The sequence below is a fragment of the Halarchaeum rubridurum genome, from assembly GCF_014647115.1.
Classification (GTDB): domain Archaea; phylum Halobacteriota; class Halobacteria; order Halobacteriales; family Halobacteriaceae; genus Halarchaeum; species Halarchaeum rubridurum.
The window spans coordinates 215,387-229,194 of record NZ_BMOO01000004.1 but is presented as its reverse complement, the minus strand read 5'-3'; the positions used below and the strand labels follow the sequence as shown (position 1 = coordinate 229,194).

Annotated in this window: 14 protein-coding genes; 6 read left to right on the top strand and 8 right to left on the bottom strand. The window is 70.5% G+C overall.

Translation table 11 applies throughout. The features are described from left to right. Positions 1-24: 24 nt before the first annotated feature. From IEX84_RS10000 to IEX84_RS09985, 4 genes are all read right to left on the bottom strand, one after another. Positions 25-684, bottom strand: a complete 660-nt coding sequence (locus IEX84_RS10000; protein WP_188872432.1) for a lactate utilization protein — start codon at positions 682-684, stop codon at positions 25-27. Between the two features lie 140 nt (positions 685-824). Further along, positions 825-1,511 carry an HNH endonuclease gene (locus IEX84_RS09995; RefSeq protein WP_188872431.1) on the bottom strand — a complete coding sequence of 229 codons (687 nt, stop codon included), beginning with the start codon at positions 1,509-1,511 and terminating at the stop codon, positions 825-827. Positions 1,512-1,762: 251 nt separating this feature from the next. Next, positions 1,763-4,717 carry an excinuclease ABC subunit UvrA gene (gene uvrA, locus IEX84_RS09990; RefSeq protein WP_188872430.1) on the bottom strand — a complete coding sequence of 985 codons (2,955 nt, stop codon included), beginning with the start codon at positions 4,715-4,717 and terminating at the stop codon, positions 1,763-1,765. Between the two features lie 207 nt (positions 4,718-4,924). Further along, positions 4,925-5,665: an SDR family NAD(P)-dependent oxidoreductase gene (locus tag IEX84_RS09985; protein ID WP_188872429.1), complete on the bottom strand. Its 741-nt coding sequence runs from the start codon at positions 5,663-5,665 to the stop codon at positions 4,925-4,927. 60 nt (positions 5,666-5,725) lie between these two features. Between IEX84_RS09985 and IEX84_RS09980 the strand changes: the two genes are divergently transcribed. From IEX84_RS09980 to IEX84_RS09965, 4 genes are all read left to right on the top strand, one after another. Further along, on the top strand, positions 5,726-6,175 hold the full coding sequence (locus IEX84_RS09980; protein WP_188872427.1) for a universal stress protein: 450 nt from the start codon (positions 5,726-5,728) through the stop codon (positions 6,173-6,175). 137 nt (positions 6,176-6,312) lie between these two features. After that, positions 6,313-7,284 carry an ROK family protein gene (locus IEX84_RS09975; protein ID WP_188872425.1) on the top strand — a complete coding sequence of 324 codons (972 nt, stop codon included), beginning with the start codon at positions 6,313-6,315 and terminating at the stop codon, positions 7,282-7,284. Positions 7,285-7,464: 180 nt separating this feature from the next. Then, a complete protein-coding gene (locus IEX84_RS09970) occupies positions 7,465-7,860 on the top strand; it encodes a Cdc6/Cdc18 family protein (RefSeq protein WP_188872423.1) in 396 nt (131 codons plus the stop codon). 348 nt (positions 7,861-8,208) lie between these two features. Further along, positions 8,209-8,589 (top strand): NifU family protein, encoded by a 381-nt coding sequence (locus tag IEX84_RS09965; protein ID WP_188872421.1) that lies wholly within the window; start codon positions 8,209-8,211, stop codon positions 8,587-8,589. Between the two features lie 181 nt (positions 8,590-8,770). On the opposite strand, the gene IEX84_RS09960 is transcribed toward IEX84_RS09965, so the two are convergent. Together IEX84_RS09960 and IEX84_RS09955 are read right to left on the bottom strand one after the other, a co-directional pair. Continuing rightward, positions 8,771-10,189 (bottom strand): DUF402 domain-containing protein, encoded by a 1,419-nt coding sequence (locus tag IEX84_RS09960; protein WP_188872419.1) that lies wholly within the window; start codon positions 10,187-10,189, stop codon positions 8,771-8,773. Further along, complete coding sequence (locus IEX84_RS09955; RefSeq protein ID WP_188872417.1) at positions 10,186-10,563, bottom strand: DUF7532 family protein; 378 nt, start codon at positions 10,561-10,563, stop codon at positions 10,186-10,188. The genes IEX84_RS09960 and IEX84_RS09955 overlap by 4 nt, the downstream gene beginning before the upstream one ends. A gap of 81 nt (positions 10,564-10,644) precedes the next feature. On the opposite strand from IEX84_RS09955, the gene IEX84_RS09950 reads away from it, so the two are divergent. Continuing rightward, entirely contained in the window at positions 10,645-11,655 is a 1,011-nt protein-coding gene (locus tag IEX84_RS09950; RefSeq protein WP_188872415.1) for a PrsW family intramembrane metalloprotease, read from the top strand. 8 nt (positions 11,656-11,663) lie between these two features. Here the strand turns inward: IEX84_RS09950 and IEX84_RS09945 are convergent, their stop codons facing one another. After that, positions 11,664-12,266, bottom strand: a complete 603-nt coding sequence (locus IEX84_RS09945; protein ID WP_188872413.1) for a riboflavin synthase — start codon at positions 12,264-12,266, stop codon at positions 11,664-11,666. An 80-nt stretch (positions 12,267-12,346) separates the two neighbouring features. Here IEX84_RS09945 and IEX84_RS09940 point away from each other — a divergent pair, with 80 nt between their 5' ends. Beyond that, on the top strand, positions 12,347-12,622 hold the full coding sequence (locus tag IEX84_RS09940) for a DUF7533 family protein (protein ID WP_188872411.1): 276 nt from the start codon (positions 12,347-12,349) through the stop codon (positions 12,620-12,622). Position 12,623: 1 nt separating this feature from the next. Here the strand turns inward: IEX84_RS09940 and IEX84_RS09935 are convergent, their stop codons facing one another. Continuing rightward, the gene (locus tag IEX84_RS09935) at positions 12,624-13,808 is read right to left on the bottom strand and encodes a M24 family metallopeptidase (RefSeq protein WP_229732354.1); all 1,185 of its coding nucleotides are present in this window, start codon (positions 13,806-13,808) and stop codon (positions 12,624-12,626) included.

Below are 13,808 nucleotides of genomic sequence, written 5' to 3'. Positions count from 1 at the left end.
GCTCGCCGGTCGAGACGCGCCTCCTCAGTAGCCGAGCGTCTCCTCGACGAGGACGACCGTCGTGCGCCCCTCGGTCCCCTCCTGTCGGTAGACGAGCTCCTTCGAGGGGTAGCTCTCGACGCCGTAGGCCTCCTGTGCGCGCTCGTTCTCGAAGGCGTAGGCGTACTCGTGGAGGCGCTCGCGCGCCGCCTCCTCGTCCGCGACGATTTTGTTGACGCCGGCGACGACGAGCAGGTGCTTCGCGGCGAACGGGTACGCGCCCATCCGGCTCCCGGAGAGGTCCGCGGCGACGAGCGTGCCGTCGCGCCCGATGGCGTTCGCGCTCCCGAGGAAGTAGTCGGCCGCCTGCGCCTCGCGGCGCGCCGCCGCGCGGGCCTCGTCGTCGTCGATGGAGAAGACCTCGCCGTAGCGGTTCTCCCAGCCGTGGTCGCCCTCGCTCAGGTGCGCCATGAAGCCGATCTCCTCCAGGGTCGTCGAGTGGCCGTTCATCACCGACGCTCCCTCGGGAATCGCGTCCGTGACGTAGGCGAGGGCCTCCTCGGCGTCCGCGACGACCTCGACGTCGAAGCCGCTCGCCTCTAGGTTCTCGACGGCCTCGTCGAGTTCGGCGTCGCTCGGGTGTGCGTCCCACTCCTCGTCGACGTCCACGTCGTCGATGTAGTCGGCCTTCCGTTGGTCGGACATAGGTGTGGAGTGGCGCGCCTGCACAAAGAACGTGGGGACAGCGGCGGTGCGTGCCCGAGCGGGTAACACGCGTGTCAGTGGGCGAGCGTGACCCACGCGCATCGCGCGGCCGCGGCGGCTCGTCGCCATACGACGTCGGCTCACCACCAGCCCAGCGTCCCGTTGTGCCGCGTGAGATACGACGGCTCGACGTCGACGTCCACGCGCTCGCCGGCGCGCTCGTGGAGCGTCCGCCGGAGGATGTCGCTCTCCGTCTCGAAGTCGGGGTCGAGGCGGAGTCGACGGTCGGCGTCGAGGGTGAACAACCCGGCGTCGAAGGCGGCGTGATGCGTCCGACTCAGCGGGAGGACGTTCGTCGGGTCGGTTCTGTGGTCGGGATAGTCGCTCCACGGGAGGACGTGCGCGACGTCGAGCAGGGCGTCGTGGTCGACGCCCGAGACGGGACATCGGTGGTCGTAGCGGTTCAGAACGCCGTCCCGGAACGCCGCCGGTATCGACCGGCCGGTCGCCGTCGTCACGTACTCCCCCGCCGTGTACCGCGGTGTCGTGTCGCCCTCGATACCGTCCGCGTCCCCGGCGGTCTCGCTCGACTCCGGCCCGACGACGCGATACGTCCCCTGTTCGTCGACGAAGACGACCTCGCCCCGCTCGCGGAGCTGCTGGAGGACCTGCCGGACTTTCGCGTCGACGTGGTCGTTCTCGGGGAACTCGCGCGCGAACACCGCACGCGACGTGTCGAGGAAGGCATCGAGCGTCAGCACGTCCGTTTCCGCCTGCGCTCGGTACCGCGCGAGCTCGCGCCGGACGACGCGCCGCCACCGTGACATGCCGCGGGGTACGCGACCCCCGGATCAAAACGTTTCGACCGGCCGCACCGTTCGGCGTCGCGCCCCCGCTCGCGTGTTCGACCGCGCGACGCCGCTCGCGGGTCGTTCCTCCCCGTTCGCGTTCTCGTCGTTCCTGCGGAACGACGTCTGCTCACGGGTCGCCGCGCTCCCCGTTCGCGTGTTCGACCGCGCGACGCCGCTCGCGGGTCGTTCCTCCCCGCTCGCGTTCTCGTCGTTCCTGCGGAACGACGTTAGTCGTCCGTCGTCGGCGCGTCCGGTTTCTCGCGGTCGCTCCGCGGGCCCTCGACGTCGACGGCCGGGAGCTTGTCGCGGAGGTACCGTCCGGTGTAGCTCGCCTCGACCTCGGCGAGCTCCTCGGGGGTCCCGGTGGCGACGATGTCGCCGCCCGCCTCGCCGCCCTCCGGCCCGAGGTCGATGACGTGGTCCGCGTTCTTCACGAGGTCGAGTTCGTGCTCGATGACGACCACCGAGTTTCCCCTCTCCGTGAGCCGCTGGAGGACGTCCACGAGCTTGCGCTCGTCCTCCGAGTGGAGGCCTGTGGTGGGTTCGTCGAGGAGGTAGAGCGTGTCGCCGGTCGCCTTCTTCCCGAGCTCCTCGGCGAGCTTCACGCGCTGGGCCTCACCCCCCGAGAGCGTCGTCGAGGGCTGCCCGAGTCGCATGTAGTCGAGGCCGACGTCGCTCAGCAGCTGGAGGCGACGCGCGAGGCGGCTGTCCGCCTCGAAGAAGTCGAGGGCCTCCTCGACGCTCATGTCGAGGACGTCCGCGATGGTCGCGCCCTTGTACGTCACGTCGAGCGTCTCGTCGTTGTAGCGCGCCCCGCCGCACTCCTCGCAGGGGACGTGAACGTCCGAGAGGAAGTTCATCTCGATTTTGACGGTGCCCTGCCCGCCGCACTCCTCGCAGCGCCCGCCCTTCACGTTGAAGCTGAAGCGGCCCTTGTCGTAGCCGCGCTGCGTGGCGAGCTTCGTCTCCGCGAACTTCTCGCGGACGTAGTCGAAGACGCCCGTGTACGTCGCGGGGTTGCTCCTGGGCGTGCGCCCGATGGGCGACTGGTCGATGAGCCGGACGGTCTCGACGTGCTCGGTGCCCTCGATGCCGTCGTGCTCGCCGGGGTTCACCGAGCTGTTGTCGTTCATCGCCCGCGCGAGCCCCTCGTAGAGGACGTCGTGCATCAGCGTGGACTTCCCGGAGCCCGAGACGCCCGTAATCGCCGTGAACGCGCCCACGGGGATGTCGACGTCGAGGTCCTTGAGGTTGTGTTGGCGCGCGCCCCGAACCGTCAGCGACGCGTCCCAGTCGCGGCGCTCCTCCGGCACCGGAATCCGCTTGCGCCCCGCGAGGTAGTCCGCGGTGATGGACTCCTCGCTCTGGAGGATTTCCTCGTAGGGGCCCTGCGCGACGACTTCGCCGCCGTGGCGACCGGGACCGGGGCCCATGTCGACGATCTCGTCCGCGCGGCGCATCGTCTCCTCGTCGTGCTCGACGACGAGCAGGGTGTTCCCGAGGTCGCGCAGTTCCTCTAAGGTGTTCAGGAGTCGGTCGTTGTCGCGCTGGTGCAGGCCGATGCTCGGCTCGTCGAGCACGTAGAGGACGCCGACGAGCCCCGACCCGATCTGCGTCGCGAGGCGAATCCGCTGGGACTCGCCGCCCGAGAGCGTCGAGGCCTCGCGGTCGAGCGTCAGGTAATCGAGGCCGACCTCGGTCATGAAGCCGAGGCGCGCGCGGATTTCCTTCAGGATTTCCTCGGCGATCTTCCGCTCGCGCTCCGAGAAGCTCCCCTCGACGTCCTCGAAGTGCGCGAGGGCGTCGGCGATGCTCATGCGGTTCACCTCGGTGATCGAGGTGCCATCGACCAGCACGGCCCGCGAGGAGGGCTTCAGGCGCGTGCCCTCGCAGGCCGGGCACGCCGTGACGCTCATGAAGTCCTCGATGTGCTCGCGCACGCGGTCCGAGTCCGTCTCGACGTACCGCCGTTCGAGGTTCGGCACCACGCCCTCGAACTGCTCGGTTTTTCGCCGCACGCCGTTCTTCGTCTGCTTCTCGAAGACGACCTCCTCCTCGGTCCCCCAGACGAAGGCCTCTTGCACCTCGTCGTCGAGTTCCTCGAACGGCGTCTCGACGTCGAGGCCGAAGTGCTCGGCGACGTTGTCGAGCATGTTCCGGTAGTACGAGCGGTTGTAGCTCCACGGCTCGAAGACGTGCTTGATGGGTTTCGAGGGGTCCTGCACGACGAGGTCCGCCGAGACCTCCTTCGTCTCGCCGATGCCCTCACACTCCGGGCACGCGCCGTGCGGGCTGTTGAACGAGAAGCTCCGCGTCTCGATCTCCGAGATGTCGATTCCGCAGTGCGTACACGCGAGCTCCTCGGAGAACTCGACGACGAGGCGGTCGTCCTCGGCGTCGTCCGCGAGGTCACCGGTCGAACGCGCCGTCGCGCCGCCGAGTTCGACGCCCTCGTCGGGGTTCGGGACGACGACCTTCAGCACGCCGTCGGCCTCCTCCAGGGCGGTCTCGACGGAGTCCGTGATGCGCGAGCGCGCGTCCTCGCTCACTTTCACGCGGTCGACGACGACGTCGATGGTGTGATCGAAGTTCTCGTCCAACTCGGGCTGTTCCGTCGCCAGGTCGTACGCCTCGCCGTCGACCTCGACGCGGGCGTACCCCTCGGAGAGCAGCTCGTCGAATCGCTCCTCGAAGGCCCCCTTCTGGTCGCGCACGACGGGCGCGGCGATCTTCGCCCGCGTCCCCTCGGGGAGCTCCATGATCCGGCGCACCATCTGCTGGGCGGACTGCTCGCCGACCTCGCGCCCGCACTCGGGACAGTGCGGCGTCCCGACGCGCGCGTAGAGCAGGCGGAGGTAGTCGTGGAGTTCCGTGACCGTCCCGACCGTCGAGCGCGGGTTGTTCGCCGCGTTCTTCTGGTCGATGCTGATGGCGGGCGAGAGCCCCTCGACGGACTCGACCTGCGGTTTGTCCATCTGCCCGAGGAAGTTCCGGGCGTACGCGGAGAGCGACTCGATGTATCGTCGCTGCCCCTCGGCGTAAATCGTCTCGAACGCGAGCGAGGACTTCCCGGACCCCGAGAGCCCCGTGACGACCGTGAACTCCTCGCGCGGAATCTCGACGTCGAGGTCCTTCAGGTTGTGTTCCTCCGCGCCCCGGACCGTGATGTAGTCCTCACTCATCGCGCTCACCCGCCGTCTCGTCGCCGCGTTCCGCGTGGTGACTCGCCGTCATTCGTTGCGAGGACCCTAGCGCCGAACGCACTTAACCGAATCACTCCCTCCGAGGAACGCCCGACTCAGCCTCTCTCGTGCCGGCCGGGGGTCCGATGTACTCCCCCGCCGTGCCCGTGCGCCCTTCCCCGTCCGCTCGGTCCGCGAAGGAGCCACTCAGACGTCCTCGGGGAGCCACCCGCCGTCCACTTCGACGTTCTCCCCGGAGACGTACTCGCTCTCCTCGGCACAGAAGAACCGGACGACGTTGGCGAGGTCATCGACGGTCGCCCACCGGCCGCGCGGGGCATCGTCGGGGAACTCGTCGGAGGTCTCGACGACGTAGGGCGAGACGGCGTTCACCGTGACGCCGTCGTCCTGCGTCTCGGCGGCGAGCATCCGCGTGAACATCAGGACGCCCGCCTTCGCGGCGAAATAGGGGAAGTTCTTCGCGGCGACGAGCCCCTTCTCTGACGACGAGTAGCCGACGTTGACGATGCGGCCCCACTCGTTCGCGCGCATCCCGGAGAGCGCGCGGCGCGCGCACGCCATCGTCCCGACGAGGTTCGTCTCGTGAACGCGCCGCCAGTCCGCGACCGACTGCTCCGCCCAGTGGGTCGGCTCGAAGTCGCCCACGTTGTTCACGAGGACGTCGACCGTCCCGAGGTCGGCCTCGACGGCGTCGAAGGCCGCGTCGACGTCGTCGGGGTCGGTGACGTCCGCCTGCACGGTCGTCGCCTCGGGCGCGCCGCGCTCCGTCGCTTCCGCCGCGGTCGCCGTCGCCTCCGCCTCGCTGCTGTGGTAGTGGACGGCGACGGCCGCGCCCGCCTCGGCGAGCGAGAGCGCGATTCCGCGACCGACGCCCGCCGCGCTCCCCGTGACGAGCGCGGTCCGCCCGCTCAGATCGAGTGCCGACATACGCCGTGGGTCGCCTCCCGCGAGTATATATTTAAGGGCTCGCCGTGACTTGTGCCGGACATGGCCATCGAGAAGATTCTGCTCGCGGTCGGACCCGGTGACGCCGACCGGGTCGAGGCCCTCGCCGAAACGCTCACTGACATCGCCGTCCCGACCGACGCCGAGGTCGTGCTGGCGCACGTCTTCACCGAGGAGGAGTACGAGTCGACGCTCGACAACCTCGGCGTCGAGGCCGGCGGCGATGTCTCCGCCGACGAGGTCTCGCGGCGTCACGCGACGATCCGCCAGCTCTCGTCCGCCCTCGACGAGGCGGAGATAGACTACACCGTCCGCGGCGAAATCGGGAACCACGGCCAGCGCATCGTCGACCTTGCCGAGAGCGAGGACGCGGACCTCGTCATCGTCGGCGGTCGGAAGCGCTCGCCGACCGGGAAGGCCGTCTTCGGGTCGACGGCGCAGGAGGTCATGCTCTCCGCGCCCTGCCCCGTGACGTTCGTCCGCGGCGAGTAACGACGCGAATCCGCCCCGAACGGCGAGCGCGCTCGCCGGCCCGATACTCCCGCCTTTCGCGCGACGCGTCGAAATCGTTCGTCGCTCCGTAGTGAAATCTGTGCAGTTAAGTCGCCGGGGCGGCCACTACCGGGCAGATGGCGTACTACGTGGGCGTCGATCTCGGCGCGACGAACCTCCGCGCCGCGGTCGCGGACGAGGAGGCAGTCGTGCTCGGCACCGACCGCCGCGGGACCCCGCGCGGCCCGTCCGGCATCGCCGTCACCGAGGCCGTCCTCGCCGCGGTCCGGACCGCGTGCGCGAACGCCGGCGTCGACCCGACAGAGGTGGCCGCGGCCGGAATCGGGAGCATCGGGCCGCTCGACCTCGCCGACGGCGCAATCGACAACCCGGCGAACCTCCCCGAGGGAATCGGCCGCATCCCGCTCGTCGGTCCCGTCCGCGAGCTCGTCAGCTCCGAGCGCGTCTACCTCCACAACGACACCATCGCCGGCGTCATCGGCGAGCGCTTCCACAGCGACCGCAACCCCGACGACATGGTCTACCTCACGATTTCCTCTGGAATCGGCGCGGGCGTCGCCGTCGACGGCAACGTCCTCACCGGCTGGGACGGCAACGCCGGCGAGGTCGGTCACATGGCCGTCGACCCCGACGGACGCCGCACCTGCGGCTGCGGACGTGACGGCCACTGGGAGGCCTACTGCTCCGGGAACAACATCCCGCGCTACGCGAAACAACTCGCCGACGAACGCGACGCCGACACCGCGATGCCGGTCGATTCCGACTCGTTCTCCGCGAAGGACGTCTTCGAGCACGCCGCGACCGACGAGTTCGCTTCTCACGTCGTCGGCCGAATCGCCGACTGGAACACGCTCGGTATCACGAACCTCGCGCAGGCGTACGCGCCCCTCGTCGTCTACGTCGGCGGCGCCGTCGCGCTCAACAACCCCGACCTCGTCCTCGACCCCGTCCGCGAGCGCCTCGACGAGACGGTGTTCAACAACGTCCCGGACCTCCGCCTCACGAACCTCGGCGACGACGTCGTCCTCGACGGCGCGATTGCCTCCGCGATTACCGGCGGTACCGGCGACCGCTCGCAGGCCCACTAGGACGGCTCGCTTCCCCCACACACCTCGCGTCGTCTGTTCCGGTGCGGGAGAGTGGTGGATGCGGGACGGACGGGCCGGTCGGGGCGCGCCGCGTTACCCGCGTCGTCAACACCCCCACACCTCACGTCGTCTGTTCTCCGGTCCCGACGGTGCGGGTGCCGAGGCGGAGCACGCGAGCCGGTGTGCAACGCGAGACACACCTCGCGTCGTCTGGACGAACTCGAACGCGGCCGGATCGAGGACCGCATCCGCGACCAGACCGTCCACGCCCAGTACAGCCTCCTCGCGCTCGTTCGCCTCACCGAGCGCACCGAAGCCGCGGTCCGAACGAAGGACGTCTATCGGACGTACGAGCGTGTCGTCTCCCACAACGGATCGGATTCGCTCTCGCTCGACCGCTTCCGCGATCAGCTCGACGAACTCGCCATGCTCGGCTTCGCCTCGAAGACGCAGGCCAACGAGGGCCGACAGGGCGGCCGGTACAACGAGTACCGGGCGACCGTCGCCGCCGACCCCGTCGTCGACATCCTCACGTCCGACGCGGACCTCGACCTCCCGCCGTCGACGTCTCACTGAGTCGAGGGCGACCCCTCGGGCCCGTCGTCCACGCCTCATTCCCTTCCCTCGCGCCTTTCTTGCGCCTCGTCCTCCTTTCTCGCGTCTCGCCCACGCCGCTCACCCCTGCCTCACCCTCACCTCACCCTCGCCTCACCCTCGCCCCACCCTCGCCTCACCCCTGCCTCACCTACGCCGCTCTCGCGCCGAGAACAGACGACGCGAGGTGTGGGTAGGTCCGCCGCAGCCCACGCCTCCGGCCGGCGCGCGCACCCCGAGCGCGAACGCCCCCGGACCCCGGGCGCACACCGGACCCCGGGCGAACACCGGAACCCGAACCCTTTCACGCGTGCGGACCCATCTCGTACTATGAGCGAGGCCAGCGAAACGGACGGCGAGGACTTCCACGGGCGCGTCGAGCGGTGGCTCACGTCCCAGATGCCGATAATACAGATGCACGGCGGCGACTCCGCCGTTCGGAAGGCGGATCGGGAGTCCGGCGAAGTCGTCATCGAACTCGGTGGCGCGTGCGCCGGCTGCGGTATCAGCCCCCGGACCGCCCACCGGATCAAGACCGACCTCGCCGCCGATTTCGAGTCCGTCACCGACGTCACCGTTCGGTTCTCCGACGACTCCGGTTCCGACTGGACTACCGGGCAGGCCGAGAGCTACATGGGCATCGACCGGAACGAGGGCGGGCGCGGCGGCCGCGGCGAGGGCAGCCCGAACTCCGACGGGATGCACTTCTAGCGGATACCGCTCGTCCCCGCGGTCGGTGCGTCCGTCCGCGAACCTTCAAATCCGAAGACGACCCCAGCCGCGGCTATGCCCCCTTGACGAGCCGCCGCGGCGCGGCCGGCGCGAAACCGGCGATGGGCCGCCCGCGGGACACACCTCCCGTCGTCTGTTCGCCCTCCTCGTAGTCCGCTCGTCACTCCCGCAGCCCGTTCGCCAGTCGGTCCGCGACGTCGAGCGCCCGGTCCGCGAGCGAGCGCGGGACGTCGTCCGCCTCGACGTCCGCCTCCAGTTCGTCCTCGTCGACGACCTCGACCGTCCCGTCCGGGTACTTCACGACGTCCACCTGTAGGTCGACGTACCGGACCGCGTCCGGAAACAGCTCCACGGGCGTCGAGACGTTCACGTAGGTGCCTTTGCTCGTGCCGTCCGACGTCTCGTAGCGCGTCATGTACCACTCGCGGCCCTCCTGGAAGCGCGTGGTCGCGACGTCGCCGGCCTCGCGTTCGGTCCCGAGCGCGTCGTAGGTGCCGCCGGGATGCATCTCGCGTTCGAGCGTCACCTTCCCCGTCGACGGCTCGCAGTTCGTCACCGTCCCGCTCCCGAGCGTGATGAGCCGGCCGCTCGGCTTCCCGTGCTCGATGGCGAGCGTGTCACCCTCGCGCGGCCCGAACGCCGCCGACACCGCGTCGAAGGGGAACTCCTCCGCTTCGACGCCGACAGCCTCCGCGAAGTCGACGGCGCGGCTCGCGGCCGGCGTCGCGGCCTTCGTCCGGTGGTGGCCGGGCATCGTCGCCGTCGCCCCGGACCGTCGGTCGTCGAGCGCGAACCGCGCGCCGCGGCCGAACCAGACCCACGCCGTCTCAAGCGGCCGGTAAACGGCGCGTGGCGCGTCGACCTCGCCCGCCTCGTCGAGCGCCTGCTCCAGCTCGTCGACGCGCTCGACGGCGGTTTCGAGCGCCTCGCGGAGCGCCGCGAACGACGCCCCGTCGGCGGCGCGACCCCAGCGGACCGCCCACGCGTCGGGGACGTCGACGTTCAGCATCTCCGTCGTCTGGACGAGCTCGTGCTCGGCCGTGCCGTCGGGCGTCGCCGCGACGAGCGCGTCGCCCTCCTCCAGCGCGGCGAGCGCGCCCACGCCGGGCGTCCGGAGCGCCGTCGCGGCCGTCGCGCGGCCGTCGAGCCACGGCGGCGCGGGGTCCCGAATCTGGACCCGGAGCGCGTCGCCCGTCTCGACGTAGCCGTCCGCGGCGTCGAACGGGAGGTACGCCTCCCGCCCCTCGCCGAGGTCGAGGACGGCGCCGCCGCCGGTCGTCTCCGCGACGCGCGCGTCGAACACCGCGCCGGCCGGTACGGCCTCGTCCCAGTCGAGCGCGTCGTCCTCGATACCGGTACAGCGCTCGCGTAGCGACGCGACCGCCGACGGCGCGCCGGAGAGCCCGACGCCCTGTCGGTCCGCGGTGGTCTCGACGGTGGCCTCGGGTGGGTCGTCCGGGAACGACGCGTCGAAGCGCTCCCGGATCGGCTCGGAGGCCTGCACGACGGTGTGCCCGTCGTCGAGATACACGGCCGTGAGCGCGGTCGCGTAAATCCCGCGGACGCGAACGCGAGTCATTCGAGCGCGTCCCGCGTCGGCGCGAACCGGACCCGGTCGTGGACCGTCGGCCCGAGTTCGAGTTCGACCGTCCCGTCGTCGAGGGTTCGGGCCCCCTCGACGTAGACGCCCCACGTGTCGAAGCGAAGGAACCCGCGGACGTCCTGGCTGTGCGTGAAGAGGTCGCAGTAGTCGACGTCGTGTTCGGGGTACGCCTCGTTCGAGTGCGTCTGCTCCATGTCGGAGTAGACGGTCTCGTGGTCCGCGAAGAACGCTGAGACGTCCGTGGCGGTCTCCCGCGCCTCGCGCGCGACCGTCTTCTCGACGTCGCGGAGGGTGTCGGTCGAGACGCCGGCATCGCGGAGCGCGCGCCGGGTCGGCTGGTCGAAGAGCATACGCGCGAGTTACGCGCGACCGGCAGAAAAAACGTCGCTCTCGCCCGAAGAACTTAGAGAGAGCCGGCTGTACCGCCGCGCATGCCTCAGAAACGCGACCCGATACAGCGCGTCGCGGACGGCCGCGACCTCTACGACGTGGCGTCGTGGGAGGAGCGCACCGCGCTCGATCGACTCGCCGCCCGGGTGTACGGGTGGCTCACCGTCGGCGGTCGGTGGTCGGTCATCGCGCTCGCCGTGGTCATCCTCGCCGCCCAGTTCCTGATCGTCGGCGTCGCGGCCTTCCAGAACCCCCTGCTCGGCGTCTACGTCCTGCTCTCGATAGTCCCCGCGGCGATCCTCGTCTTCTCCGTCTGGCGGATGGACGTCACGATGCGCGAACCGCTCCCGATGCTCGTCGGGACGTTCGTCCTCGGCTTCCTCTTCGCCGGCTTCGCCTCCGTGCTCAACACCGTCCTCAAGGACTTCGTGGCTCCCATCGCCATGGTCCTCTTCTTCTTCGTCGTCGTTGGTCCCGTCGAGGAGACGGTGAAGTGGCTCGCCGTCAGGCTCTACGCCTATCGCTCCGAGAAGTTCGACGCTGTAATCGACGGCGCGGTGTACGGCGCGGCTGCCGGACTCGGCTTCGCCACGATAGAGAACACGATCTACATCACACAACAGTTCCTCACCGCAGCGAACAGCGCGACGCTCCAGACCGCGCTCGGGCAGGCGTTCCAGACCGCGACGCTTCGGACGTTCGCGGGACCGGGCCACGTCATCTACTCGGCGTTCGCCGGCTACTACCTCGGGCTCGCCAAGTTCAACTCGGAGAACCGCGGCCCCATCGTCGTCAAGGGCCTGCTCATCGCCGCGGCGATCCACGCGACGTACAACACCGTGGTGACCTACGCCCCACAGTTCGTCCCGAGTTGGAACCTCCTCACCTTCATCGGCTTCGTCCTCGTCTACGACGGCGTCTTCCTCCTCATCCTCTACCGCAAGCTCGCACGTTACCGCGACGTTTACACCGACCTCGGCGCCGGTGACGCGTACGAGGACCCCTTCGAGGACCTGACGCCCGCAATCGAGTACGTCGGCGACGACGAGTAGGTCTGTCCCTAGTACGTCTCCAGTCGCTCGACGTACTTGGCGACGACGTCGAGTTCGACGTTGACCGCGTCGCCGGGGTCGCGCTCGTCGAGTGTGGTCTCCGCGCGCGTCGTCGGGATGACCGCGACGTCGAACGTCCCGGCGTCGTCGTCCACGCTCGCCACCGTGAGGCTCACGCCGTCGAGGGCGATGGACCCCTTCTCCGCGACGTAGCGCTCGTACCCCTCGGGGAGTGCGAACGTGTAGCGGTAGTCCTCGCCGACGCGCTCGATCTCCCGTACCGCCGTCGTGGTGTCGACGTGGCCCTGCACGACGTGGCCGTCGAAGCGCCCGTCCGCGGGGAGCGCGCGTTCGAGGTCGACGCCGTCGCCGACCTCGCGCTCGGCGAGGCTCGTCCGCGAGACGGTCTCCGCGGCGAGGAAGGCGTCGAACCACGCGCCCTCGTCCGTCTCGCCGTGCGCCTCGACGGTGAGACAGACGCCGTCGACGGCGACACTCTGCCCGTGACTGAAGCCGTCGATGCCGTCGGTCTCGATGCGGAGACGCCGCCCCTCGTCGTCTCGCGTGACGTCGGCGACACGGCCCGTCGTCTCGACGATGCCGGTGAACATGCTCTCGATTCCGGGACGTATCACGAAAGTGTTGTCGCTTGCGACGCAACGCCTACCCGCGCTCGCCCCCACGTGCGCGTATGGGGATTCTCTCGCAGCTCTCCTTCGTCGTCACCCTCGCCTTCTGCGCGCCGCTCATCACGCTCGGCGCGCAGTACGCGCTCGCGGGGAAGCCCCTCGCCCTCCTCTTCCTCGGGCTCGCGGCGCTCGTCCTCGGTTTCGAGCGCTACGTCCGCACCCCGGACGACGTCGCCGTCTCGGCGGCCGAGCGCGCCGTCGGTGCCGTCGCACGTGACCCGGATACGAACGCCGATGCGGACGCCGATGCCGACGCGGACGCGGACGACGGGAAGTAGCCTATCCGTCCGTCGGCGACAGCGACGTCGCGTAGTCCGCGAGCAGGTCGTATCCCTCCGCGGTGACGACCGCGAGGTCGGCGACACGGACGCCGCCACCCTCCGCCGCGTCGAACACCGTCGGCGCGAGCGCCACGACGTGTCCGGCTTCGAGGTCGCCGGCCCCCGACAGTCGGGGCGCTTCGCGGCGGGCGAGGCCGACGCCGTGGCCGAGCGCCCGCGTGCCGTCCGTTCGCGTCTCGCCGACGCTCTCGAAGCCGTACGCGACGATCTCCGCCGCCGTCTCCTCGTGCACGCGACTCGCCGGTTTCCCCGGTGTGAGCTCTGCGAGGCCGGCCTCGCGCGCCCGCGTCACCGCGAGGTGCGCGCGCCGCTCCCAACCGCCGTCGGTGTCGACGACGAACGTCCGGGCGAGTCGGCCGTGGTAGCCGGCCGCGTCGCGCGGCGCGAGGTCGACGAGGACGGGGTCGCCCGCCCGGACCGGGTCGTCGCCGCCGAGCGCGGGGTCGCGCCACGACGGTCCCGCGGCGACGAGCGTGTTCCCGGCGGGGTCGACGCCCGCGCGCGAAAGCGCCGCGTTCACCTCGCGGCGGAGGGCCGCGGTCGTCAACGGCTCGCCCGCGTGGACGAGGCTCGCGGCGTCGGCATCAGCGTCGGCGTGGCTTTCGCTCTCCCATTTCGCCCCCGCGAGCACCGCTTCGGCGTGCTCGACGCCCGCCACCGCGGCCGTCTGGACGGCGCGGAGGCGGTCGAGTTCCGCCGCGGTCTTTCGCGCGCGCGCCGCGGTGAGCGCGTCCGTCGAGGCCACCTCGTAGCCCGCGCGTTCGAGGTAGAGCGCGGCCGCGTGCGGGACCGACGCCGTCGTCAACACCGTGCCGGTGGCGTCGCGTGCCGTCAACGCGGCCGCGGCGCGCTCCCCCGCGGTGTTCGCGTCGAGCGACGGGGCCGCGACGACCGTCCCGTCGAACGTCTCGCGGGCCGCGCTCGCCGCGCCCGGCGGCGGACAGAGCAGGCGCTTGCCGGTCGCGGTTCGGAGGAACGCGCTCGGGCGGTCCGGGAGGGCGGGGCCCGCGAGGTAGCGCAGCGTCGCGTCGCTTCGGTCGCCGACGTGGACGAACGCGGCGGCACCGCGGGTGTCGATGGCGTCGGCGAGCGCCGTCGCGGCCCGCCCGTCCGTCGCCGTCAC

Coding starts and splice junctions, on each gene's coding strand:
- IEX84_RS09940 (WP_188872411.1), top strand. CDS start 12,347: ATGGGGATTCTCTCGCAGCTCTCCTTCGTCGTCACCCTCGCCTTCTGC.
- IEX84_RS09965 (WP_188872421.1), top strand. CDS start 8,209: ATGAGCGAGGCCAGCGAAACGGACGGCGAGGACTTCCACGGGCGCGTC.
- IEX84_RS09980 (WP_188872427.1), top strand. CDS start 5,726: ATGGCCATCGAGAAGATTCTGCTCGCGGTCGGACCCGGTGACGCCGAC.
- uvrA (WP_188872430.1), bottom strand. CDS start 4,717: ATGAGTGAGGACTACATCACGGTCCGGGGCGCGGAGGAACACAACCTG.
- IEX84_RS09985 (WP_188872429.1), bottom strand. CDS start 5,665: ATGTCGGCACTCGATCTGAGCGGGCGGACCGCGCTCGTCACGGGGAGC.
- IEX84_RS09950 (WP_188872415.1), top strand. CDS start 10,645: ATGCCTCAGAAACGCGACCCGATACAGCGCGTCGCGGACGGCCGCGAC.
- IEX84_RS10000 (WP_188872432.1), bottom strand. CDS start 684: ATGTCCGACCAACGGAAGGCCGACTACATCGACGACGTGGACGTCGAC.
- IEX84_RS09960 (WP_188872419.1), bottom strand. CDS start 10,189: ATGACTCGCGTTCGCGTCCGCGGGATTTACGCGACCGCGCTCACGGCC.
- IEX84_RS09945 (WP_188872413.1), bottom strand. CDS start 12,266: ATGTTCACCGGCATCGTCGAGACGACGGGCCGTGTCGCCGACGTCACG.
- IEX84_RS09995 (WP_188872431.1), bottom strand. CDS start 1,511: ATGTCACGGTGGCGGCGCGTCGTCCGGCGCGAGCTCGCGCGGTACCGA.
- IEX84_RS09955 (WP_188872417.1), bottom strand. CDS start 10,563: ATGCTCTTCGACCAGCCGACCCGGCGCGCGCTCCGCGATGCCGGCGTC.
- IEX84_RS09975 (WP_188872425.1), top strand. CDS start 6,313: ATGGCGTACTACGTGGGCGTCGATCTCGGCGCGACGAACCTCCGCGCC.